We start from the raw sequence: 24,128 nt of genomic DNA, 5'->3' as shown, positions 1-24,128 counted from the left end.
GCCGGGGGCCGGTCACGGAGATTTTTCCGCCCTTCACCCGCCCGCCTGCTCCCCGCCCTGCTCCCCTGCTTCCCGCCAGTGCCGGAGGACGATGTCGAACTGCTCCCGGGTGGTCTCCCAGCTCGACTCCGGCGAGGACATGTAGAGGGCGTACTCGGTGCCGTCGTCGCCGTAGTACATCTGGTCGATCGCGCGCCGGGGCCCCGGGAAGGTCTTCTTCTCCGTCCAGGTGAACTCCCACAGGCAGGAGAGGGTCTGGTCGCGGTAGGTGGTCGGGAGGAGCTTGACCCGGGCGTAGTCCATCCGCTTCGCCAGCACGCGCTCCAGGTCGAGCGCGTGCATGTACGGGTTCTCGAAGTCGGGGCTGCGGTCGATGCTGATCCGGATGCGGTGGTTGCCGTTGTCCGGGGTGTAGTCGATCTGGTCGCCCTCCGTCTGGCGCTTCCAGCCGTCCGGGACGAGGAGGCTGAAGCCCTCCGGGTCGTCGACGCGGTGCCAGCCGTCCGGGATCCCGGCCTTCCCGGCCTTCCCGTCGCCCCCGGCCGGGGAGGCCGGGACCGTGGCGGTGGCCGTTCCCCTCGTGCCCTCGGCGCCGCGGTCGCCGCCCGCGTAGTTCATGGCGGCGAAGACGGCGCCGCCCGCGACGAGTCCGGCGAGCAGGGCCGCGAGGACGACGGTGCGCCGGCGGCCCCGGCCGGACGGCGGACGGGCGGGGCCGGACACCGGAGTGGGGGGCGGCGGGAACTGCGCGGACTGCGGGGACTGCGGGAGGCTTCGGGGCGGCTGGGGCCACTGGGCGGTGGAGCCGCGCGGGGCGGCCCCGGCGGGCCCCGGCTCGGGCCGGTGCCCCGCCTGGTCCGGCCGGTCGGCCGGGGGCGGCTGATGCGCCGGGGGTGCCTGATGCGCCCGGTCCGGCCGGGCCGTCGCGCCCGCCGCGCCCGCCGCGCCCGCCTCGTCGGGTCGCGCGGTCCGGTCGCCCGCGCCCTCCGCCGGGTCCAGGTCCTCCCTGGTCACCTGCTGGGTCGGCACGTACGCCTGCGCCGACGCCGACGCGCGCCCCTCCATCGCCTCCAGGAGCATCCGCCCGATCTCGTCCGCGCGCGGCCGCTGCTCCGGGTCCTTGCGCAGCAGGGCCACGATGACGGGGGCCAGCGCCCCGGCCTTCTCCGGGTGCGGCGGCTCCTCGGTCACCACGGCCTGCATGGTGCTGATCGGGGAGGTGCGGCGGAACGGCGAGGTGCCCTCCACCGCCGTGTAGAGCGTGGCCCCGAGCGACCAGAGGTCGGAGGCGGGGCCCGGGTCGGCGCCCTTCACCCGCTCCGGCGCCAGATAGTCGATGGAGCCGACGATCTCACCGGTCCGGGTGATCGTCGAGTCCCCCTCGATCGCCGCGATCCCGAAGTCGGTGATGAGGACGCGCCCGTCGCGCGCGAGCAGGATGTTGCCCGGCTTGACGTCCCGGTGCAGCACCCCGGCCGCGTGCGCGGCGCGCAGCGCGCCGAGGACGTGCAGCCCGATCCTGGCCGCCTCGCGCGGCTCGATGCTGCCCGCCTCCTTGGCGGCGTCGGCGAGCGAGGGCCCGTCGACGTACTGCATGACGATCCACGGACGGGCGTCGTGCTCCAGGACGTCGTGGACGGTCACCACGCCCGGATGGGTGATCCGCGCCGCCGCCCGGGCCTCCTTCTGCGTACGGGCGTGCAGCACGAGCCGGTCGGCCTCGGCCACGAACCGGCCCGCCGTCAGCTCCTTCACCGCCACCACGCGGTGCAGCACCTCGTCGTGCGCGCGCCAGACCTTGCCCATGCCGCCGCGGCCGATGGACTCGCCCAGCCGGTAGCGTCCGGCGAGCAGCAGCCCCGCCCCTGTGCCCTGTGAATGTTCCACTTGCCCCCGCCCGTTCCTTCTGACGCCAGGTTACGGAGGGGGGCACGGACCGCGAAACCTCGGGGCGGTCATAGGAACAGCACTGTGACCGGGGGCCGGTGGACCGGCCCGGGTTCAGCGGCCGGGGCGGAACGCCTTCGTGGCCTCGTCGTAGATCTCGGAGACCTTGTCCCGCTCGGTGTACGGGCCGATGACCTGCACGACGTGGTACCGGCCGCCGTCGATCAGGGCGAGGTTGCGGACGAACACCTCGCGTCCCGTGCCGTCGAGCCACCAGTAACTTCCGGTGGCCGTCACGGTGCTGCCGATGTCGACCCGGAGCGTCCGCTCCGCGCCCGACCAGCTGGACGCCCGCCACGGCTCCAGCTCGCGCTCCCTGGCGTTCTGGTACACCAGCGGGTCGGAGCCGTTCTCCTTCACGCCGTCCCGGCCGGGGACCACGATCATCGTGAAGTCGCCCCCCGTGTACCGCACTTGCCCGGAGTCGTTGATCGGGCTGCGCCGCCAGCCGTCCGGCACCCCGATCCGGAACCCCTCCGGGTCCTGGCGCAGGACGTACCCGGCGGCGAGCGCGGGGGCCGACGGGTCCGCCGGAGGCCGGGTCGTGGCCGGCGGGGCGGTCGTGGAGGGGCCGGCCGTGGAAGGGCCGCCGCCGGTCGGCTCCGGGGTGCTGCCGGTGCCCGGCGCGTTGGTGCCGGGGGTCGGACCGGCCGTGGGCCCGCCCTGCCCGGCGGGCTCCTCCCCCTCGCGGGGCATGAAGAGGACGGCGTACGCGACGGCCCCCGCGAGCAGCAGGAAGACCAGGAGCAGGAGCGTGCGCCCCAGGGCGCGCGGGGAGCCCGAGGAGCCGGAAGGGGCGCGCGGGCTCCGGGGCGCGCGCGGGGCGCGCTGCGGAAGCTCCTCGTGGTACCCGGCGTCGGCCTCCTCCCGGAAATCGTCCCGTACGCGCGCGTGCTCGCGCCCGGCCCCGTAACCGGCCGCCGCGCGCGGGTCCTTGCCGCGCTTGTGGCGGCGGCGGCCCGCGCCCTCCCCCTTGCGCCGCCGGCGCACCAGCTCGCCGCGCCGGCGCACGATCGGCAGCCGGGTCTCGTCGAAGGACGGCAGCGGTACGACGCCGATCCCGGCGTCCGGCTCCGGCGCCGAGCGGACGAGGGAGCGCAGCCAGCCGCGCAGCTCCTCGAAGTCGGGCCGCTCGGTCGGGTCCTGACGGAGCAGCGACTCCACGACCGGCCGCAGGGGCCCGCTCTCCTCGGCGAAGGCGGGCGGCTCGGCGCAGACGAGCTGGACCAGCTCGACCGCGCTGTCCTCCGGGTAGGGGGCGTGGCCCTGGACGGCCCGGTAGAGGAGCGCGCCGAGCGCCCACAGGTCGGTGGCCGGGCCGATGGGCGCCGCGAGGCGCCAGTTCTCGTGGACGGGACCGGCCTGCTCGGGCGCCCAGCGCTCGGTGACGGCGCCGACGACCGCGATCCGGGTCTGGCGGGCCCGTTCCGCGGCGAGGCGCGTGGTCGGGCCCCGGTACGACTCGGCCGGGACCGCCGCGTCCTCCCGCCGGGGCTCCGGGACGCCGGCGGGGACCGGGAGGCGCTCGGGGTCCGGGTTCGCCGCCCGGTATCCGGCGGGCAGCGCCGGGCGCCCCGAACCGGGCAGCACCGAACCGCCCCCGGCCGGTATCGGCCCGGAGCCGTCCCGCGCGGCGTGCGGGCCGTCGCTCCAGCTTCCGGTCAGCATCGCGCGCGGCGGCGGACCGTTCCGGGAACCGCCGCCGTACGGTTCGTCGCCGTCGTCCTCGTCGTCCTCGTCGTCCGCCACCCGCGCCCACCACTGCGGCTCGGGCGCACCGGCCGCGGGTGCCGTCGGCGGGGGCGGGGGCGGGCCCTGCGACTCCGGGGGCGCGGGGCGCTGCACGGGCAGCGCCCCCGTCTCGCCGAGCCGGGCGGCGGCCCGCGCACCGGCCCGGTAGGCGGCGATGGCGCCGGCCCGCGCGGCCCGCACGTCGGCGGTCGGCGGCGTGGCCGGGGGCCGGGGCCCGGCGGGGGCCGGCGTCGACTTCCCGTAGGGGTCGGCGCCGTAGGCGTCGGGGCCGGGTCCGTGCCTCCCGTCCGGCGACGCGCCGTCCGGTCCGTGGCCCGGTCCGTCATCCGACTCGCCACCGCCCCGCCCGGCCCCTTCGGGAGCCTCCAGCGCGTGCGGCTCGGGACGGTGCTCCTCGGGCCGGTGCTCCTCGGGACGGTGCTCCTCGGGGCCGTACGGGTCGTGTGCGTACGGGTCGTGTCCGTACGTCTCGGGGCCGTACGTCTCCGGGTCGTACTCCTCCGACGCGCGAGCCCCCGATCCGTACGCTCCGGTCCCGTACGGGGCGGAGCCGTACTCCCCGGCGGGCGCGGGCCCTTCGGGCCTGTGGGCCTCCGGCGCGTACAGCTCGGGCGCGTACACCTCCGGTTCGTACGTCTCCGGCTCGTAGGTTCTCGGCGTGTACGGCTCAAGGGCGTACGCACCGGTCCCGCGCGTCTCGTCCTCGTACGCCTCGGCTTCGTACGCCTCGTCCTCGTACGCCTCGGCTTCGTCCGTCTCCGGCCCCTGGGGCCCGGCCCCGTACGCCTCGGATCCGTACGCCTCCGGGCCGTACCCCCCGGCCCCGTACGCCTCCGGCTCGTACGTCTCGGCCTCGTACACCCCCGGTTCGTACGTCTCCGGAGCGGTCTCCTCCGTCTCGTGCGACGAGGACGGTCCCGGGTGCGCGAACTCGTCGAGCAGGTCCTGTTCCGGTACCGGCGCGTAGCCGCACAGGGCCTCCTCGGCGGCGCCCACCGCGAGGCCCGAGAGGACCACCCGGCCGTCGTCGCAGACGAGGACGGTCCGGGAGGTGATGTTCCGGTGCACCCAGCCGTGGGCGTGGAGCGCGCGCAGGGCGGTGAGGACGTCGGCGCCGATCTCGGCCGCCCGGTAAGGGTTGAGCGGCCGTTCGGCGAGGAGCGCGGCCAGCGGACGGGCCGGCACGCGTTCGCTGACTATCCACAGCGACCCCGCCTCGGCGAAGACGTCGAAGACCTGGTCCAGTAAGGGGTGGTCGGGGATCTGCGCGGCGGCCTGGGCCGCCTCGATCGCCCGGCGCACGACCGGTTCGGCGGGCCGGCGGGTGGCCCGCCCGGCGCCGCCGCGGTGGCCTCCGGAGCCGCCGGGACCGGCGCCGTCGAGCACCTCGGCGTCGACGAACTCCGGCAGCGGGACCTGACGGACCAGCACCTCCTGGCCGCTGTACGTGTCGAAGGCCCGCGTCTCCGTCAGGTCGTGTCCGTCCCCGGGCCCGTCCTCCGGCGGCAGCGGCAGGCGGTAGCGGTCCGCGAGCACCCTTCCCGCGTAGTCGTCCACGACGCCTCCCCACGCCCGCGCTGTCCCCCGTGGACCCGCGGGTACCCCGGAACGTGCGGGATCACGCGAGTCCGTCGGGTCCGGTCGGTCCGGTCGGGGGCCGTGCGGTCAACGGCTCTGTTCGATTGCGTACGACACCCGGTTCCCCACGATACGGGGCACCGGTCAGTCCTTGGGGCTGAACGTCGCGAACGCCGTCTCCCGCAGGGTCCGGCACTCCTCGCCGTTCCACTCGTCCGCCGCGCAGCTGACCATGATGGAGTAGCCCCGCGCGGAGTCCACCTTGAAGCCGCGGTTGAGCACGTGGACGCGCACGCCCTTCTGGGTGCGTTCGAACTCCCAGTCGGCGACGGTCGGGTAGCCCTTGTAGGAGACGGGCCGTATGCCGAGGTGCCTGTAGTCCTTGCTGGTGGCGGCCACGCCGACCTTGGCCAGCTCCCAGGCGCTCGCGGCGTTGTCCTTGGGGCTGTCGTTGTAGTCGACCTGGACGCGCGGGAAGCCGCCGTTCGCGCTGAAGATCCCGCCGAGGGAGTACCCCGGGATGGTGCTCAGCCGGAAGTTCGAGGGCATCGCCATGGAGAAGTGGAACCGGTCGTCGGTGACGAGGGCGTACCCGGCGGGCAGTCGGGTTCCGGTGCCTCCGTCGGGCTTGCCGGACGGCGTGGCGCCGTTCCCGCCGTCGGTCGTGCCCGTCGAACCGGGCGCGCCCGTCGCGCCGTCCGTGCCCGCCGAGCCGTTGTCGCCGGGCTGCGCGCCGCCCTGCTGGCCGGGGTCGGACGGGCCCTGGCCCTTGCCGCCGTCGGAGCCGCCCGAACCGCCCGAGCCGTCGGAGCCCTCGCCGCCCGCGGAGGCGCCGGCCGAGGCGGTGGTGCCCTCCTTGCCCTTGCCCCGGTCGCCCTCGTTCCCTCCGCCGCCGAGGGAGACCGCCAGGATCGTCCCGAGCAGGGCGACGACCACGACCGCGGCGATGATGACGAGGGTGCGGCGCGGCACGACGTCGGTCAGCGGCGCGCGGGCCGGGGTCTGCCTGCCGCCGCCCTGGACCGGCGCGGTCCTCGGCCTCGGCTCGGCCTTCGCGGAGGCCGCCGCGTTGCGCACGGACTTCAGGGCGCCGCGCACCCGGTCCGCGGCCGCGTCGGGGGCCCCGCCCCGGGCGGACGCCGGAGCCGCCGGCGCCCGGTCGGGGTCCGGCGGCAGCGGGACGACCCTGGTGACCTCGGGGGAGGGCGCGGGCGCCGCCTCCGGGGCGTCGAGCACGGCCCGGAGCAGGACCCGGGCGCCGGCGTCGTCGAGGCGCTGCGCCGGATCCTTGGCGAGGAGGCCGTAGATGACCTTCTCCAGGTCGGGGCCCGCGTTCTTCGGCGGGTCGACGGGCTCGGTCATCACCGCCGTGAGGGTGGCGATGGCGGAGCCCTTGTCGTACGGCGGGCTGCCCTCGACCGCGGCGTAGATGAGGCCGCCGAGCGACCACATGTCGGCGGCCGGGCCGGGCTTGTGGCCGCGGGCGCGCTCCGGCGAGATGTACGAGGGGGCGCCGACGAGCATGCCGGTGGAGGTGATCGAGGGGTCGCCCTCCACCTGCGCGATGCCGAAGTCGGTGAGGACGACGCGGCCGTCCTCGGCGATCAGCACGTTGGACGGCTTCACGTCGCGGTGCAGGATGCCCTCGCGGTGGGCCGAGCGCAGCACGTCGAGGATGGCGAGGCCGACCTCGGCGGCGCGCCGGGGCGTGAGCGTGCCGTCCTCGCGCACGGCGTCCGCGAGGGACTTGCCCTCGATGAGCTCCATGACGATCCACGGGCGGTCGTCCTCGTCGACGACGTCGTAGACGGTGACGGCGCCGTTGTTGCGGATCCGGGCGATGGCCTTCGCCTCGCGCAGGGTCCGGGTGATGAGGCGGCGCTTCTCGTCCTCGTCGATGCTGGTGGGGAAGCGGAGTTCCTTGACGGCGACGGTGCGGCCGAGGGTCTCGTCGACGGCGCGCCACACGGTGCCCATGCCGCCCCGGCCGAGGACCGCGCCGAGCCGGTAGCGCCCGGCGAGCAGCCGTCCTTCGCCGGCGGGGGCCTTGCGGAGCCTGTCGCCGCCGCGCGCCGCACCGGTGGCGGCCGTCCCGCGACCGCTTCCGCCGTCGCCGTCCCCGGCGCCGAACCCGGCCCGTCCGGTCGACGGCTCGGTCCCCCGCAGCCGCCCGGCACCGGCGTCGGCCGCTCCGGCACCCGTCGCGCCGTCAGACCGCGGATCACCCTGGCCCTTCACGACCGAAACGCCCGAACCGGCCGAACTGCCGGAGTCACCCGAAGCGGACTTCCCGCCCGCACCACTCGAACCACCCGCACCACTCGAACCGGATGCGTCGCCCGAACCGGACGCGTCGCCCGAACCGGACTCCGCGCCCGCGGCCGACCCGGCGTCCGAAGCCGGAGCGCCCTCCGAGACCGGCCCGTCACCGGCACCGGCGTCCGGGGCGGACCCGCCGCCCGGCACCGGCTCCGCGTCGCCCTCCGGGGCCTGCGCACCCCGTCCGACCTGCGCGTCCTTCGCGTCCCGCTCCGGCTCGCGCGCGGCCGGGACCGTTCCTCGGTCGCCGTCGGTCGCGGCCCCCGCGGCGGCGTCCCGCCCGGGGTCCTTCGCCGTGTCCCGCGACTGCTCCGCCTCCGACATGCGTCCCCTCTGCGATCCCTGGTCTTCGCCGCGTCTGCCGCTTCCCGCGTGATGCGTTAACCCGCCCTGGAAGAGAGCCCATTGTCCCTCACCTCGGGACCGGCGGCGCCCCCGGGTCCGTACTCCGGGATGACGACGCCGCCGCACCCCTCCGAGGTTCCCACCGGTACGAGGACGACCCGGACACCCCGCCGGACCGGACGTTCCGTCAGTTGTCCACGCCCGTACGGGGACCGGCGCGCGGGCGCGGTCAGAGGGGCACGATGTCCGGCGCCCCGAGCCGCGCCGCGTCCGCCGTCAGGTCGTCCGGCTGGCGCTGCGACTCGCGCTCGGCCTCCACCCGCTTCTCGTAGTGCTCGACCTCCTTGTCGATCTGGTGGGCGTCCCAGCCGAGGACCGGGGCCATCAGCTCCGCGCACTCGCGGGCGCTGCGCGTGCCCCGGTCGAAGGTCTCGATGGAGATCCGGGTCCGCCGGGTGAGGACGTCGTCGAGGTGGCGCGCGCCCTCGTGCGAGGCGGCGTAGACGATCTCGGCGCGCAGGTAGTCGTCGGCCGCCGGGAGGGGTTCGCCGAGCCGGGGGTCCTCGGCGATCAGGTCGAGGAGCTGCTGCGTCAGGGAGCCGTAGCGGTTGAGGAGGTGCTCGACCCGCACGACGTGCAGTCCGTGCCGGGCGGCGATCCCGGCCCGCGCGTTCCACAGGGCCCGGTAGCCCTCGGCGCCGAGGAGCGGGGTGTCCTCGGTGACGCAGGGGGCGACGCGCTGGTCGAGGCCGTGGACCGCCTCGTCGACGGCGTCCTTCGCCATCACGCGGTACGTCGTGTACTTGCCGCCGGCCACCACGACCAGGCCGGGGACCGGGTGGGCGACGGTGTGCTCGCGGGAGAGCTTGCTGGTGGCGTCCGACTCGCCGGCAAGCAGGGGGCGCAGGCCCGCGTAGACGCCCTCGACGTCGTCGCGGGTGAGCGGGGTGGCGAGCACGGTGTTCACGTGCTCCAGGAGGTAGTCGATGTCGGCGCTGGAGGCGGCCGGGTGGGCCTTGTCGAGGTCCCAGTCGGTGTCGGTGGTGCCGACGATCCAGTGGCGCCCCCAGGGGATCACGAAGAGGACGGACTTCTCGGTGCGCAGGATCAGGCCGGTGGTGGAGTGGATGCGGTCCTTGGGCACGACGAGGTGGATGCCCTTGGAGGCGCGGACGTGGAACTGGCCGCGCTCCCCGATGAGGGCCTGGGTGTCGTCGGTCCACACCCCGGTGGCGTTGACGACCTGCTTGGCCCGGATCTCGTACTCGGCCCCGGCCTCGACGTCCTGGACGCGCGCGCCGACGACCCGCTCGCCCTCGCGCAGGAAGCCGACGACGCGGGCGCGGCTGGCGGCCCTGGCGCCGTAGGAGGCGGCCGTGCGCACGAGGGTGGTGACGAAGCGGGCGTCGTCCATCTGGGCGTCGTAGTACTGGAGGGCGCCGACGAGGGCGTCCTTCCTGAGGCAGGGGGCGACGCGCAGGGCGCCCTGCCGGGAGAGGTGCCGGTGGACGGGGAGGCCCCGGCCGTGCCCGGAGGAGAGCGACATCGCGTCGTAGAGCGCGACGCCCGACCCGGCGTAGAACCGCTCCCAGCCCTTGTGCTGGAGGGGGTACAGGAAGGGGACCGGCTTCACCAGGTGGGGGGCGAGCCGCTCCAGGAGGAGTCCGCGCTCCTTGAGCGCCTCCCGCACCAGGGCGAAGTCCAGCATCTCCAGGTAGCGCAGGCCGCCGTGGATGAGCTTGCTGGACCGGCTGGAGGTGCCCGAGGCCCAGTCGCGGGCCTCGACGATGCCGGTGGAGAGCCCTCTCGTGACGGCGTCGAGGGCCGTTCCCGCGCCGACCACTCCGGCGCCGACGACCAGCACGTCCAGCTCGCGCTCGGCCATGGCGGCGAGCGCCTCGACGCGCTCGGCCGGTCCCAGTGTCGCTGTCCTCACGTCTGCCGCCTCCCGTCGTCCCCCGTCCATCCCGCGCACGGGCTTCTCCGCACGCGGCTTCCCGCGTCCGGCCGCCGTACACGGCCCGTCCCGCGAGGGGGTGCGCCGCCCGTCCGGGACGGGTGCGGACCCGTCCCGCGAAGGGGGGCACGGCCCCTTCCCGCGAGCGAGCCGGGACCGCGCGGTCCGGCTCACAGCTCGATTCTGTCCCGCCGGGGCGACTTCAGCCACCGCCTCACCACCGACCTGTGGACAACACTCGGCGATCCACAACCCCTTCAATGCGACATAACGGTCATATTTACGCCTAGTCTGACATTGCGCGCGACCCGTTCCGCCCACCGGGCTTGCGCGTCGCGCCCCCTCCGGCTACTGGGAAGGACGGCCCACCCCCCATGCCCGCTGATCTCGCCGTCATCGGCCTCGGCCACCACGGACTCCCCCTCGCCCGGGCCGCCACCGCCGCGGGCATCGACACCGTCGGCTACGACACCGACCCGCGGCCCGCGGCCGAACTCGCCGCGGGCCGCTCGCCGGCCGACGGCCCCCTCACCGTCCCGGAGGTCCGCCGGATGCTCGCGGGGGGCTTCCGCCCGACCCACGACCCCGCCGAGCTCGGCCGGGTCCGCACCGCCGTCCTCTGCCCCCCGACCCCCCTCGGCCCCGACCGGACCCTCGACCTCACCGCCGTCACCGACGCCGCCCGCGCGCTCGCCGGCCGGCTGCGCCCGCACACCACCGTCGTCCTGGAGTCCCCCGTCCCGCCGGGCACCACCGAGGGCCTGCTCCGCGACGTCCTCGAAACGGGCTCCGGACTGCGCGCGGGCCGCGACTTCCACCTCGCGTACTCCCCCGGCCGGCTCGACCCCGGCAGCCGCACCCACGGCTACGCCGGCACCCCCAAGGTCATCGGCGGCCTCACCCCCGCCTGCACCGAGTCCGCCGCCGCCTTCTACGGACGCCTCACCGACAAGGTGGTACGCGCGCGCGGACCCCGCGAGGCGGAGACGGTCAAGCTCCTGGAGACCAACTTCCGGCACGTCAACATCGCCCTCGTCAACGAGATGTCGGTCCTCTGCCACGAACTCGGCGTCGACCTCTGGGACGTCATCCGCTGCGCCGAGACCAAGCCCTTCGGCTTCCAGGCCTTCCGCCCCGGCCCCGGCGTCGGCGGCCACGGCGTCCCCGTCGACACCGTCGGCGCCCACCGCCCGCTCCGCCTGGTCGAACTCGCGGGCCAGGTCAACGAGCGCATGCCGGCGTACGTCGTGCGGCGCGCCGCCGCCCTCCTCAACGAGCACGGGAAGTCGGCGCGGGGCGCCAGGATCCTGCTGCTCGGCATCACGTACAAGCCCGACCTGCCCGACCGGCAGGGCTCGCCCGCCGACGAGATCGCCCGCCGCCTGATGGACCTGGGCGCGGCCGTCAGCTACCACGACCCGTACGTCCCCGACTGGCGCGTCCGCGAACTCCCCGTCCCCCGCCCGGACTCCCTCTACGAGGCCGCCGCCCACGCCGACCTGACGGTCCTCCTCCAGCACCACCGCACCTACGACCTCCAGGGCCTCTCGGTGAAGGCGCAGCTCCTCCTCGACACCCGCGGCGCCACCCCGGCGGGCGCGGCCCACCGCCTCTGAGCGGACGCACGCGGAAGGGCCCCGCACCGGTCGGTGCGGGGCCCTCCTGCGGAGCGGGAACGGTCAGCGCTTGTGCTGCGCGTCCGCGACCGTGACCTCGACGCGCTGGAACTCCTTGAGCTCGCTGTAGCCCGTGGTGGCCATCGCGCGGCGCAGGGCGCCGAAGAAGTTCATCGAGCCGTCCGGGGTGTGCGACGGGCCCGCGAGGATCTCCTCGGTGGTGCCGACGATGCCCAGGTCGACCAGCTTGCCGCGCGGCACGTCCTCGTGGACGGCCTCCATGCCCCAGTGGTGGCCCTTGCCGGGCGCGTCCGTGGCACGGGCCAGCGGGGAGCCGATCATGACCGCGTCGGCGCCGCAGGCGATCGCCTTCGGCAGGTCGCCGGACCAGCCCACGCCGCCGTCGGCGATCACGTGCACGTACCGGCCGCCGGACTCGTCCATGTAGTCGCGGCGCGCCGCGGCCACGTCCGCGACGGCGGTCGCCATCGGGACCTGGATGCCCAGGACGTTGCGGGTGGTGTGCGCGGCGCCGCCGCCGAAGCCGACCAGGACGCCCGCGGCGCCGGTGCGCATCAGGTGCAGGGCCGCGGTGTACGTGGCGCAGCCGCCGACGATGACCGGGACGTCCAGCTCATAGATGAACTGCTTCAGGTTCAGCGGCTCGGCCGCGCCCGAGACGTGCTCGGCGGAGACCGTCGTGCCGCGGATGACGAAGAGGTCCACCCCGGCGTCGACGACGGCCTTGGAGAACTGCGCGGTGCGCTGCGGGGAGAGCGCGGCGGCGGTGACGACGCCCGCGTCGCGCACCTCCTTGATGCGCCTGCCGATCAGCTCCTCCTGGATGGGGGCGGAGTAGATCTCCTGGAGGCGGCGGGTCGCGGCGGCCTCGTCCAGCTCCGCGATCTCGTCCAGGAGCGGCTGCGGGTCCTCGTACCGGGTCCAGAGGCCTTCGAGGTTCAGGACGCCCAGGCCGCCCATCTCGCCGATCCGGATGGCGGTCTGCGGCGAGACGACCGAGTCCATGGGAGCGGCCAGGAACGGCAGCTCGAACCGGTAGGCGTCGATCTGCCAGGCGATCGAGACCTCCTTCGGGTCCCGGGTGCGCCGGCTGGGCACGACGGCGATGTCGTCGAACGCGTACGCCCTGCGGCCGCGCTTGCCGCGCCCGATCTCGATCTCAGTCACGATGTGTGGCCTTTCCCTCTACGTCTGCGCCTACCAGTATCCCCGACACGCGCGGGAGGGGCGGTTCCGGCCACATCCCGGAACCGCCCCTCACCCGCGTGCGCGTTACTTCCTGCTGTAGTTCGGCGCCTCGACCGTCATCTGGATGTCGTGCGGGTGGCTCTCCTTGAGGCCCGCCGCGGTGATGCGGACGAAGCGGCCCTTGGACTCCATCTCCGCGACGGTGGCCGCGCCCACGTAGCCCATGGTCTGGCGGAGGCCGCCGACGAGTTGGTGCAGGACGTTGGAGAGCGGGCCCCGGTAGGGCACCTGGCCCTCGACGCCCTCGGGGACGAGCTTGTCGTCGGAGGAGACCTCGGCCTGGAAGTAGCGGTCCTTGGAGTAGGACCGGCCCTGGCCGCGGGACTGCATGGCGCCGAGCGAGCCCATGCCCCGGTACGACTTGAACTGCTTGCCGTTGATGAAGAGCAGCTCGCCGGGCGACTCCTCGCAGCCGGCGAGGAGGCTGCCGAGCATCACGGTGTCGGCGCCGGCGGCGAGCGCCTTGCCGATGTCGCCGGAGTACTGCAGGCCGCCGTCGCCGATCAGCGGGACGCCGGCGGCGCGGGCCGCGAGGGAGGCCTCGTAGATGGCGGTGACCTGCGGGACGCCGATGCCGGCGACCACGCGGGTGGTGCAGATGGAGCCGGGGCCCACGCCGACCTTGATGCCGTCGACGCCGGCGTCGATCAGCGCCTGGGCGCCGTCACGGGTGGCGACGTTCCCGCCGATCACGTCGACGTCCACGCTCGACTTGATCTTCGCCATCCAGCTCAGGGCGTTGCTGTTGTGGCCGTGCGAGGTGTCGACGACCAGGAAGTCGACGCCGGCGGCGGCGAGCGCCTGGGCGCGCTCCAGGGCCTCGGGGCTGGCGCCCACGGCGGCGCCGACGAGCAGGCGGCCCTCGGCGTCCTTGGCGGCGTTCGGGTACTTCTCCGCCTTGACGAAGTCCTTGACGGTGATGAGGCCCTTGAGGACGCCCTCGTCGTCGACCAGCGGCAGCTTCTCGATCTTGTGGCGGCGCAGCAGCTCCATGGCGTCGACGCCGGAGATGCCGACCTTGCCGGTGACCAGCGGCATCGGCGTCATGACCTCGCGGACCTGGCGCTCGCGGTCGCTCTCGAAGGCCATGTCGCGGTTGGTCACGATGCCGAGCAGCTTGCCGGCGGGGGTGGTGACCGGGACGCCGCTGATGCGGAACTTGGCGCAGAGCGCGTCCGCCTCGGCGAGCGTCGCCTCCGGGTGCACCGTGATGGGGTCGGTGACCATGCCGGACTCGGAGCGCTTGACCAGGTCGACCTGGTTGACCTGGTCCTCGACGGACAGGTTGCGGTGGAGCACGCCGACGCCGCCCAGGCGGGCCATCGCGATGGCCATGCGGGACTCGGTCACCTTGTCCATCGCCGCCGAGAGCAGCGGGATGTTGACGCGGACGTTGCGCGAGATGCGGGACGAGGTGTCGACCGCGTTGGGGAGGACCTCGGAGGCTCCCGGCAGCAGCAGCACGTCGTCGTAGGTCAGCCCGAGTGTCGCGAATTTACCGGGCACTCCGTCGACGTTGGCAGTCATGACACCTTCCCAAATGGCCTTGATCGGTGCGGGATGTCCATGCTAACGGGCCCGAGCGGTGTCTCATTCCACGAGCAAGATCAGCGGGCAGCTTTGGACGTTCGCACGTGTACGAAAGGGACGACGGAGCCCGGCGGGGCTTACCGCCCGGCCAGGGGCGGCGGGGCGGCCGGGGGGCCGGCGGCCGGCGCGGACCGGCGGCCGAAGGGGATCGCGGTCGGGAACGGCGACGACCGGCGGGAGCTACTGCTCCGCCAGCGCGCGGAGCCGGCTGAGGGCGCGGTGCTGGGCGACCCGGACGGCGCCGGGGGACATGCCGAGCATCTGCCCGGTCTCCTCGGCGGTGAGCCCGACGGCGACCCGCAGCACGAGCAGCTCGCGCTGGTTCTCCGGGAGGTTGGCGAGCAGCTTCTTGGCCCACTCGGCGTCGTCGCTGAGCAGCGCCCGCTCCTCGGGTCCGAGGGAGTCGTCGGGCCGCTCGGGCATCTCGTCGGAGGGCACGGCCGTGGACCCGGGGTGCCGCATGGCGGCCCGCTGGAGGTCGGCGACCTTGTGTCCGGCGATGGCGAAGACGAAGGCCTCGAAGGGCCTGCCCGTGTCCTTGTAGCGCGGCAGCGCCATCAGGACGGCGACGCAGACCTCCTGGGCGAGGTCCTCGACGAAGTGCCGGGCGTCGCCGGGCAGCCGGTTGAGGCGGGTGCGGCAGTACCGCAGGGCGAGCGGGTGCACGCGCGCGAGGAGGTCGTGCGTGGCCTGCGCGTCGCCGTCGACCGCGCGGTGGACGAGCGCGCCGATCTCCCCCTGCCCGGAAGGCATGGGGGACCCCGCGGTCTCGTCGTCGCGCATCGCTCCATGGTGCCCCGGCGCTTCCGCGTCCGTGGCACCGCGTCCGTAGTTGTGCACCGAAGCGTTATGAGCAGGTGCGCCGGAACCCATCTCCCGCGCCCTCCCCTCCCGCTCGATCGACTCGTCCCCGAGGAACTCCACATCTCAAGGATGCGTCATCCGGCGGAGAAGTGACACAAGCCCACCCCGTCCACCCCGCGAAGGACGCGGGCGGGGACGGGGATGCGGCGGGTGACCTGCGACGTCAGCGGACCAGGCCCCAGCGGAAGCCGAGCGCGACGGCGTGGGCGCGGTCCGAGGCGCCCAGCTTCTTGAAGAGGCGCCGGGCGTGGGTCTTGACCGTGTCCTCGGAGAGGAAGAGCTCGCGCCCGATCTCGGCGTTGGACCGGCCGTGGCTCATGCCTTCGAGGACCTGGATCTCGCGCGCGGTGAGGGTGGGCGCGGCGCCCATCTCGGCCGAGCGGAGGCGGCGCGGGGCGAGCCGCCAGGTCGGGTCGGCGAGCGCCTGGGTGACCGTGGCCCGCAGCTCGGCGCGCGAGGCGTCCTTGTGCAGATAGCCACGGGCGCCCGCGGCGACCGCGAGCGCGACGCCGTCGAGGTCCTCGGCGACCGTGAGCATGATGATGCGGGCGCCGGGGTCCGCCGAGAGCAGCCGGCGGACGGTTTCCACGCCGCCCAGGCCGGGCATGCGCACGTCCATCAGAATCAGGTCCGAGCGGTCCGCGCCCCAGCGGCGGAGGACTTCCTCGCCGTTGGCCGCGGTGGTCACGCGCTCGACGCCGGGCACGGTCGCGACCGCGCGGCGGAGCGCCTCTCGGGCAAGCGGGGAGTCGTCGCAGACGAGAACGGATGTCATGCCTGACCTCCGCGGCTCTCGCAGCTGTTGCGCGTCACCTTGAGCCTCCAGGGCTGTACGTATCGTCACCTGTGCGGTCGACGCTCTCGGACACCTGCCCGATCGCTTGTTCCTCCAACCGCCTCCGCACTCTCAACGACGGTCACCCGAAAGAGTTACGGGTCGGACGGCAGGCTTCGGCACTCTACGTGAGGGACCGTGCGCGGAGAAGAGCGACGCGGCCCTTGCGTCCCGAGATCAAAAGGTATGCCCCATTTAGCGGGATTTCTTCCCTTTTCGCGGTGTCTGTGGCTAGATTCGCAATGAGTCATATTTACATCTACTTAGACAGTAGGTGTAACGACGACCCGAGCTGTCGGGGACCGGAAGGAGCCCCGGCCGTCAGCCATCCACCCGCCCACCTATCCGTTCGACACGGTTTCAAGGGGACAAGCGCAATGGCAGATTTCTCCCGCCTTCCCGGACCCAACGCCGATCTGTGGGACTGGCAACTGCTCGCGGCCTGCCGCGGGGTCGACAGCTCCCTGTTCTTCCACCCCGAGGGAGAGCGCGGCGCGGCACGGAGTGCGCGTGAGAACTCGGCGAAAGAGGTCTGCATGCGGTGCCCGGTGCGCGCGGAGTGCGCGGCACACGCACTCGCCGTGCGGGAGCCCTACGGCGTCTGGGGCGGCCTCACCGAGGACGAACGCGAAGAGCTCATGGGACGCGCCCGCAACCGTCTGATCACGACGGCGCCCACGGCCTCGACGGCCGCGCCGGCGTCCATGTGAAGGAACGTTTCTCCGGATAGTTTCCCGCACCCCGAACGGCTTCGGGGCCCCGCGGCCCCGAGCGGCTCCGGGGTCCGACGAGAACCGGGAACCGGGGACGGCGACGCCCACCGCGCCCACGCGCGTGGGGACACCGGACGGGTGCCCACGCGCGCGTGGCGGCGCGCGGCCGGGGTCGTCGCCGCTCCCGGCGCCTGCGCGCGGCGGCGCGGGTCCGACGGTGGACCACGGGGCGCCGAAGGCCCCGGCTCCTACGCGCGCGTGGCGGCGCGCGTCAGCTCGTCCAGCGTGGCGGCGACCGCCGGGACCTGCGCCAGGTCCGGCAGGGTCAGGGCCACGATCTCCCGCTCCACGGCGGGCTCCACGGCCACGGTCCGCGCCCCCTTGGGCCGTACGGACTCGATGGCGAGGGCCGGCAGGACGGCCACGCCCAGGCCCGCCCCCACCAGGCCCACCACGGCCGGGTAGTCGTCGGTCGCGAAGTCGATGCGGGGCGTGAAGCCCGCCTCCTCGCAGACGTCCACGAGCTGGCGGCGGCAGCGCGGGCAGCCCGCGATCCAGGACTCGTCCGCCAGCTCCGCGATGCCGACCGAGCCGGCCCCGGCGAGCCGGTGCCCCTCGGGGACCAGGCCCACGAGCCGGTCGGCGAGCAGCGGCCGGACGACCAGGTCGTCCCACTCGGCCCGCCCCGCCCCGTACCGGAAGGCGAGGGCGATGTCGCAGTCGCCCTCGCGGAGCATCTCGATCGAGCGGGGCGGTTCGGCCTCGACCAGGGAGACCCGGGTGCCGGGGTGCGCGGCCCGCAGGGCGGCCAGGGCGGTGGGGACGAGGGTGGAGCTGCCGCTCGGGAAGGAGACCAGGCGGACCCGGCCGGCGCGGAGCCCGGCAATCGCGGCGACCTCCTCCTCGGCGGCGGTGAGCCCGGCGAGGATGCCGGAGGCGTGGCGCACCAGGACCTCGCCGGCCTGGGTGAGGCGCATCTCGCGGCCCGTGCGGATCAGCAGCGGCGTGCCGGCGGAGGCTTCGAGCGCCTTCATCTGCTGGCTGACGGCGGGCTGGGTGCAGCCGAGTTCGCGCGCGGCGGCCGAGAAGGAGCCGGTGGCGGCGACGGCGCGCAGGACGCGGAGATGGCGTGCCTCGATCATGGATCCAGCATAAGCGAGTCTTGGGAAAGAGTTCGAATACCGCTTAACGGCTTTGAGGAGGGCGCCCGTAAAGTACCCACATGACCTTGCTGAGTGTGAATGTGGGCCGCGCCCGGGCCGTGGACTACACCGAGGCCTCCTCCGGCCTCACGGCCATCGACAAGCGCCCCGTCGAGGGGGCCGTGCGGATCGAGGCGCCGGGGCCGCTCGGCGTCGGGCGGAGCGGGCTCGCCGGGGACGACGTCTGCGACCTGCGCTTCCACGGCGGCGCCGACCGGGCCGCGTACGCCTTCGCCCGCGAGGACATGGACCTGTGGGAGCGGGAGCTGGGCCGCGAACTCGCCAACGGCTCCTTCGGCGAGAACCTCACCACCCGGGGCCTCGACGTCAACAACGCCCTGATCGGGGAGCGGTGGCGGATCGGCGACGAGGTGGTCCTGGAGGTGACCGGCGGCCGCATCCCGTGCCGTACGTTCGCGGGCTTCCTGGGCGAGAAGGGCTGGGTCAAGCGGTTCACGCGGTCGGAGGCGGGGCCGGGCGCGCTGCTGCGGGTGATCGTGCCGGGCGAGGTGCGCGCGGGCGATCCGATCACCGTCGTGCACCGGCCCGACCACGAGGTCACCGTCGCCCTGCTGCACCGGGCCGCGACCGTCGAGCGGGCCCTGCTGCCCGGCACGCTGGCCGCCGCCCCCTGGATGGAGTCGGGCCTGCTCGACGTGGCCCGCGAGTACGCGGAGAAGTACGCCGGGAAGCACGCGGAGGAGTCCGCGGACGGCCGGGCGGACGGGCACGTGCAGGAGTGCGCCGGGGCATAGCGCCGGACCCCGGGCCCGGCCGGGGCATTACCGTGCCCGTATGACGACTGCACTGATTACGGGGGCCACCGCGGGCATCGGGGCCGCCTTCGCCCGGAGGCTCGCGGCCGACGGCCACGACGTCGTGCTCGTGGCCCGGGACGTGAAGCGGCTCCGGGAGCAGGCGACCGAGCTGCACGACCGGCACGGGGTGGAGGCCGAGGTGCTCGCGGCGGACCTCGCCGAGGAGAAGGGGATCGCCGCCGTCGAGGCGCGGCTCTCGGACCCGAGGCGGCCGGTGGACCTGCTGGTGAACAACGCCGGCTTCGGCAACAGGGGCCGCTTCCTCGAAGTCTCCATGGCCGACGAGCTGAAGATGCTCACGGTGCACTGCGAGGCCGTGCTGCGGCTGACCTCGGCCGCCGCCGCCCCGATGAGGGAGCGGCGCCGGGGCGGGGTGGTGAACGTGGCCTCGGTGGCGGCCTTCGTGCCCCGGGGCACGTACGGCGCGTCGAAGGCGTGGGTCGTGCAGTTCACCCAGGGCGCGGCGCGGGACCTGGCGGGCACCGGGGTGCGGCTGATGGCGCTCTGCCCCGGCTTCGTGCGGACCGAGTTCCACGAGCGGGCCGGGATGGGCACGGACAACATCCCGGGCTGGATGTGGCTCGACGCGGACAAGCTGGTGGCGTCGGCCCTGTCCGACCTGGACCGGGGGAAGACGCTGTCCGTCCCGGACCCCCGCTACAAGGCCCTGATGGGCGTGGTGAAGCTGGCGCCGCGCGGTCTGCTCGGCGGGGTCTCCTCCCGGGCGGGACGGAAGTACGGCCCGCAGTAGGCCGCGCCGGGCCCGTTCACAGCAGGGCGTCGAGGTCCAGGTCCGCGGTGGTGCCGTCCTCCCAGGTCACGCGGAGGGCGTGGCCGTCGACCCGCACGCGCGCGAGGTCGGCGACGGGGGCCGGGCCCGGCGCGGCGGTGAGCGAGGCGAGGGACGCGAAGAGGGCGGCCGGGCCGCGCGTGGTGCCGTACAGGGCGAGGACCCGGCCGCCCGGCCCCTGGAGGGTCTCCCCCACGGGGAGTACGGCGGCCGGGTCCTCCGGCGGGTGCCCGTGGACCGGGTGGAGCCGGGCGTGCGGCCCGTCGGGCGTGGTGGCCCAGCCGGTCTGCCGTACGGGCGTCCCCTCCGGGGCGCCGAGGACGAGGTGGGCGCGGAGTTCGGCCGCGCCGTGGGCGAGGGTCGCGGAGAGGATCCGGACGCCGGGGCGCGGGACGTGCAGGGAGGCGGCCCAGCCGGGGCCGGTTCCGGCGGGGACGGCGGGTCCCCGGGTGGTGGCCCGGCCCTCGTCGTCGAGCAGCGCGAAGTGGTTGTCGGCCGGGGCGGACCCGGTGGCGGGTCCCGTACGGGTCGAATAGGCCTGGCGGGCGTAGCCGGGGTCGTCCTCGCCGCCCTCGCGGCTGCGCACGTGGTTGCTGCCGTGGTTGTGGAGGCGTACGAGCCCGTCGGCGGCGGTGGTCTGGACGAGCAGCCCGGCGGGGGCGAAGGCCCGGACGGTGTCGGCGCGTTCGGCGGGCAGCGGCTCCTCGGGGTCGGTCCAGACCGGGTGTCCGGCGGGCAGGAGGAGGCCGAGGAAGCCCTTGGACGCCCAGTAGGGGGAGCCCGGACCCGAGTACTCCTGGACGAGCGGCGGGTACGGGCCGTGCCAGCCGAGGGTGAGGAGCCCGCGTCCGTCGGTGGCGCCCCGGTCGAGGAAGTACCGCAGGGTCCCGGAGGCGAGGCGGCGGGTGGCGCCGGGGGTCAGCGGGGTGTGGCCGGTGAGGGCGCCGAGCCAGGGGGCGGCGGCCGCGGCGAAGCGGTAGATCAGGGAGCGCCCGTACGGGACGGGGGCGCCGTTCGCGTCGAAGAGGTGGACGTGGTCGTCCAGGTGGGCGCGCAGCCGGGGTCCGTACCGGTCGAGGAGGGCGCGGTCGCCGGACAGGTGGGCGTGGAGCACGGGGTAGAAGTGCAGGGCCCAGGCGTTGTAGTGGTCGAAGGCGCGGTTGTCGCCGTCGCTGTACCAGCCGTCGCCGAGGTACCAGTCCTCGACGCGGGCGAGGGAGCGGTCGACCGTGGCGGCGGCGCGGTCGGTCTCGGTCCCGGCGTCGCGGAGGAATCCGGCGACGGTGAGGCCGAAGAGCCACCAGTTGTTGTCGACCGGGGACGGGCCGAGGGCGGGCAGCAGCCAGTCCACGACCCGTGCGCGGACGCGGTCGTCGAGCCGGTCCCAGAGCCAGGGGCGGGTGAGGCGCAGGCCGAGGGCGACCGAGGCGGACTCGACGACCGCCTGGCGGGTGTCCGCCATGAGGGGCCAGGACTCGGCGTCGTCCCGGCCCGGCGCCTCGGTCCCGGCGGCGAGGCCCTCGGCGTACCGGTCGAGGTGGCCGTGGGGGTCCTCGCCGTGCGCGCCCGCGACGCGGAGGGCGGCGAGGAGGAAGGTGCGGGCCCAGCCCTCCAGGCCGTCGGAGCGGGGGCCCGACCAGCTCGGGCGGGGCCCGGGGAGGCCGATCAGTCCGTGCCGGGGCGAGGCGAAGGGGCGCACGTCGCACAGGAGCCGGTCGGCGGCGGCCTCCCAGTGGGCCCGGGTCCAGCCGGTGTACGGGCTGAGCGCGCGGTTCTCGGGCGGCGTGGACATGTGCTGCTCCCTGGGACGGTTCCAGCGGCGCCCCGGGGCCCGGTGGTGACGTCTGCGTCGCCGGGAATCCTGGACAGGACAGGATCGAACGTCAAGACTTCACGAGCGAATGATCGAAACTCTCTCCGTTCGATCATTCTGAACTAGACTCGGAGGACCACCACCACCGCGAGGGGGAACCGCGCCGTGCGCGAGAGTGCTGCCGAACGACACGACCGACTGCTGGCCCTGGTGCGCGAGCGCGGCACCGCCCGCGTCTCCGACCTCGCCGAACGGCTCGGGGTCTCCCCCGTCACCGCCCGCCGGGACGTCGAGCTCCTGGCCGGCCGGGGCCTGCTCGACCGGGTGCACGGCCAGGTGTCCTGGCCGGAGCGGCAGGGCGCGCCGGGGGCCGGCCGGCCCGGCGAGGGCCTGGTCCTCGGACTGCTCGTGCCCTCCGCCACGTACTACTTCGCCGAGGTCATCCGGGGCGCGCACGAGGCGGCGGCCCGCGCCGGGGCCCGGCTCGTGCTGCGCGTCTCGGACTACCGCCCGGAGGAGGACCGCGCCCGCGTCGAGGGGCTGCTCGCGGCGGGCGCCGAGGGCGTCCTGGTCGCGCCCGGCTGGCGGGGCCCCGAGGACCGGCCCGCGTACGGCGACTGGCTGGCCGAACTGCCCGTGCCCGCCGTGCTCCTGGAGCGGCGCGCCGAGCCCGGCAGTCCGCTCGACGGCCTGGACCGGGTCGCCTCCGACCACGCCCACGGCGTCCTGCTCGCCCTGCGCCACCTGCTCTCCCTGGGCCACGCGACACCGCTCCTCGTCGCCCGCCGGGACTCCCCGACGGCGCTCGCGGTGCGCGCCGGGTACGCCGAGGCGCTGGGCACGCTGGGCCTGGCGGAACCCCGGCCGGTCGTCGACTCCGTACCGGCGGAGGCGGACCCGGAGGGGTTCGAGCGGGCGGTGCGGGCGCTGCACGGGGCCGTCGGCTCCGGTCTGGCGAGCGCGGCCCTGGTCCACAACGACGTGGACGCCATCGAGATCGCGCGGCGCCTGGCCGAACTGGGCGTCAGGGTGCCGCGGGACCTGGCCCTGATCGCGTACGACGACGAGGTCGCCGCGCTCGCCGACATCCCGCTGACGGCGGTCGCCCCGCCCAAGCGGCAGGTGGGGCGGCACGCGACGGAGCTCCTCGTGGAGCGGCTGACCGAGGACCCCGGGGAGGGCCCCGCGGAGGCGGCGGCGCGGCGCCACCTGAGCCTGCTGCCGTGGCTCCGGGTGCGGTCCTCGTGCGGGGCCCCGGTACCGGCCTCCCGTCCATGAGGGACCGCCCTGATCGATCTGTTCTTTTTTCGATCAATCAATCTTTCGCTCTTGACTTCGGTCATGAACGGTCACAGGATCACGGCCACAACCTCCCCGCCGTCCCGCCCCCAGGAGCCGTGCCGTGACCCCCTTCCGGAGCAGAACGACCCGCGTCATAGCCGGCACCGCCACCGCCCTCGCCGTCCTCACGGCCTGCGGCGGCGGCGGTGACGACACCGCGAACAAGCCGAACGGCCCCGTGACCATCACCTTCTGGGGCTGGGCCAAGGGCACCAAGGACGTCGTGGACGCCTTCAACGCCTCCCACACCGACGTCAGGGTGAAGTTCGAGGAGATCCCCTCCGGCACCGCCGGCGGCTACGCCAAGATCTCCAACGCCGTGAAGGCGGGCAACGCCCCCGACCTCGTCTCCGTCGAGTACTCCTCGCTCCCCGAGTTCGTGAGCTCCGGCGCCCTCCAGGACATCGGCGGCGAGTTCACCGAGGCCGACCGGGCGAAACTGCTCCCGCAGAGCGTCGAGCTCACCACCCTCGGCGGCAGGACCTGGGCCGTCCCCTTCGACGCCTCCCCGCAGGCCTTCTTCTACCGCAAGGACCTCTTCGAGAAGTACGGGGTGGAAGTCCCCACCACCTGGGACGACTTCAAGAAGGCGGCCGAGCAGGTCAAGAAGGCCGACGCCAAGGCCCGCATCGCCACCTTCTTCCCGGACGACCCGACCACCTTCGAGGCCATGGCCTGGCAGGCCGGCGCCCAGTGGTTCAAGGCCGAGGACGACACCTGGAAGGTGAACACCACCGACCCGGCCACCACCAAGGTCACCGCCTACTGGCAGGGGCTCCTCGACGCCGGGCTCGTCCACAAGAACGCCTCGTTCTCCCCCGAGTGGGTCGGCTCCCTCAAGAACGGCACCACCCTCGGCTACCTCGGCGCCTCCTGGGGCGCGGGCGTCCTCAAGGGCACCCTGCCCGAGCAGAGCGGCAAGTGGGCCGTCGCCCCGGTCCCCAGCTGGGACGGCAAGCCCGCCAGCGGCATGCTCGGCGGCACCTCCTTCGCCGTGACCAAGGACAGCAGGCGGAAGGCCGCGGCCGTCGCCTTCGCCGAGTGGATGTCCACCACCGAGGAGGGCGTGAAGGCCCGCATCGCCTCCGGCACCTCCTCCGCCTTCCCCGCCGCCGCGGCCCTGCGCCCGGTCGCCAAGAAGGCCTTCGACGCCGGCTACTACGGCGGCCAGGACATCTACGCCCTCTTCGAGACCGCCGGCGCCTCGATCAACCCGAACTGGGCCTGGGGGCCCACCACCGGCACCACCAACACCACGATCAAGGACCGCTTCGGCGCGGTCGCCCCGGGCGGCCCGACCCTCGCCGACGCCGTGGAGGCCGGCCACGACGCCACCGTCGCCGAACTCACCAAGCGCGGCCTGAAGGTCGAGGGCTGAT

The 24,128-nt window shown here is 74.6% G+C and carries 16 protein-coding genes; 6 read left to right on the top strand and 10 right to left on the bottom strand.

All coding sequences use genetic code 11. The features are described 5' to 3' along the window. Window positions 1-33: 33 nt before the first annotated feature. From ACIQKA_RS00635 to ACIQKA_RS00620, 4 genes are all read right to left on the bottom strand, one after another. Window positions 34-1,887, bottom strand: coding sequence for a serine/threonine-protein kinase (locus ACIQKA_RS00635; RefSeq protein ID WP_402539561.1), 1,854 nt, complete (start codon window positions 1,885-1,887; stop codon window positions 34-36). A gap of 114 nt (window positions 1,888-2,001) precedes the next feature. Continuing rightward, a complete protein-coding gene (locus ACIQKA_RS00630; RefSeq protein ID WP_402539559.1) occupies window positions 2,002-5,256 on the bottom strand; it encodes a protein kinase in 3,255 nt (1,084 codons plus the stop codon). Window positions 5,257-5,421: 165 nt separating this feature from the next. Beyond that, a complete protein-coding gene (locus ACIQKA_RS00625) occupies window positions 5,422-7,920 on the bottom strand; it encodes a protein kinase (RefSeq protein ID WP_402539558.1) in 2,499 nt (832 codons plus the stop codon). Window positions 7,921-8,170: 250 nt separating this feature from the next. Continuing rightward, complete coding sequence (locus ACIQKA_RS00620) at window positions 8,171-9,877, bottom strand: glycerol-3-phosphate dehydrogenase/oxidase (protein WP_383151252.1); 1,707 nt, start codon at window positions 9,875-9,877, stop codon at window positions 8,171-8,173. 395 nt (window positions 9,878-10,272) lie between these two features. Between ACIQKA_RS00620 and ACIQKA_RS00615 the strand changes: the two genes are divergently transcribed. Continuing rightward, entirely contained in the window at window positions 10,273-11,514 is a 1,242-nt protein-coding gene (locus ACIQKA_RS00615; protein WP_383429369.1) for a nucleotide sugar dehydrogenase, read from the top strand. A 63-nt stretch (window positions 11,515-11,577) separates the two neighbouring features. Here ACIQKA_RS00615 and ACIQKA_RS00610 read toward each other — a convergent pair whose 3' ends face one another. From ACIQKA_RS00610 to ACIQKA_RS00595, 4 genes are all read right to left on the bottom strand, one after another. Continuing rightward, window positions 11,578-12,702, bottom strand: coding sequence for a GuaB3 family IMP dehydrogenase-related protein (locus ACIQKA_RS00610; RefSeq protein ID WP_383151254.1), 1,125 nt, complete (start codon window positions 12,700-12,702; stop codon window positions 11,578-11,580). A gap of 105 nt (window positions 12,703-12,807) precedes the next feature. Then, a complete protein-coding gene (gene guaB, locus ACIQKA_RS00605) occupies window positions 12,808-14,310 on the bottom strand; it encodes an IMP dehydrogenase (protein WP_376232345.1) in 1,503 nt (500 codons plus the stop codon). Between the two features lie 243 nt (window positions 14,311-14,553). Further along, window positions 14,554-15,156: a sigma-70 family RNA polymerase sigma factor gene (locus ACIQKA_RS00600; protein ID WP_383151255.1), complete on the bottom strand. Its 603-nt coding sequence runs from the start codon at window positions 15,154-15,156 to the stop codon at window positions 14,554-14,556. Window positions 15,157-15,400: 244 nt separating this feature from the next. Beyond that, window positions 15,401-16,012 (bottom strand): response regulator transcription factor, encoded by a 612-nt coding sequence (locus ACIQKA_RS00595; protein WP_003948568.1) that lies wholly within the window; start codon window positions 16,010-16,012, stop codon window positions 15,401-15,403. Window positions 16,013-16,449: 437 nt separating this feature from the next. Here ACIQKA_RS00595 and ACIQKA_RS00590 point away from each other — a divergent pair, with 437 nt between their 5' ends. Further along, window positions 16,450-16,782, top strand: coding sequence for a WhiB family transcriptional regulator (locus ACIQKA_RS00590; protein WP_366371089.1), 333 nt, complete (start codon window positions 16,450-16,452; stop codon window positions 16,780-16,782). Window positions 16,783-17,033: 251 nt separating this feature from the next. On the opposite strand, the gene ACIQKA_RS00585 is transcribed toward ACIQKA_RS00590, so the two are convergent. Next, the gene (locus ACIQKA_RS00585; protein WP_383158181.1) at window positions 17,034-17,927 is read right to left on the bottom strand and encodes a LysR family transcriptional regulator; all 894 of its coding nucleotides are present in this window, start codon (window positions 17,925-17,927) and stop codon (window positions 17,034-17,036) included. An 80-nt stretch (window positions 17,928-18,007) separates the two neighbouring features. Between ACIQKA_RS00585 and ACIQKA_RS00580 the strand changes: the two genes are divergently transcribed. Both ACIQKA_RS00580 and ACIQKA_RS00575 read left to right on the top strand, forming a co-directional pair. Next, complete coding sequence (locus tag ACIQKA_RS00580; protein ID WP_383429367.1) at window positions 18,008-18,742, top strand: MOSC domain-containing protein; 735 nt, start codon at window positions 18,008-18,010, stop codon at window positions 18,740-18,742. A gap of 40 nt (window positions 18,743-18,782) precedes the next feature. After that, window positions 18,783-19,556: an SDR family NAD(P)-dependent oxidoreductase gene (locus tag ACIQKA_RS00575; protein ID WP_383158176.1), complete on the top strand. Its 774-nt coding sequence runs from the start codon at window positions 18,783-18,785 to the stop codon at window positions 19,554-19,556. 16 nt (window positions 19,557-19,572) lie between these two features. Here ACIQKA_RS00575 and ACIQKA_RS00570 read toward each other — a convergent pair whose 3' ends face one another. After that, complete coding sequence (locus tag ACIQKA_RS00570) at window positions 19,573-21,387, bottom strand: DUF2264 domain-containing protein (protein WP_391093471.1); 1,815 nt, start codon at window positions 21,385-21,387, stop codon at window positions 19,573-19,575. Between the two features lie 186 nt (window positions 21,388-21,573). On the opposite strand from ACIQKA_RS00570, the gene ACIQKA_RS00565 reads away from it, so the two are divergent. After that, window positions 21,574-22,686 (top strand): substrate-binding domain-containing protein, encoded by a 1,113-nt coding sequence (locus ACIQKA_RS00565; RefSeq protein ID WP_383429362.1) that lies wholly within the window; start codon window positions 21,574-21,576, stop codon window positions 22,684-22,686. A gap of 124 nt (window positions 22,687-22,810) precedes the next feature. Then, the gene (locus ACIQKA_RS00560) at window positions 22,811-24,127 is read left to right on the top strand and encodes an ABC transporter substrate-binding protein (RefSeq protein WP_402539554.1); all 1,317 of its coding nucleotides are present in this window, start codon (window positions 22,811-22,813) and stop codon (window positions 24,125-24,127) included. Window position 24,128: the final 1 nt, after the last annotated feature.

The sequence above is a fragment of the Streptomyces sp. NPDC092045 genome (genome assembly GCF_044756005.1).
Taxonomy (GTDB): domain Bacteria; phylum Actinomycetota; class Actinomycetes; order Streptomycetales; family Streptomycetaceae; genus Streptomyces.
The sequence above is the reverse complement of the archived record's forward strand: the minus strand, read 5'-3'. Positions and strand labels throughout refer to the sequence as shown.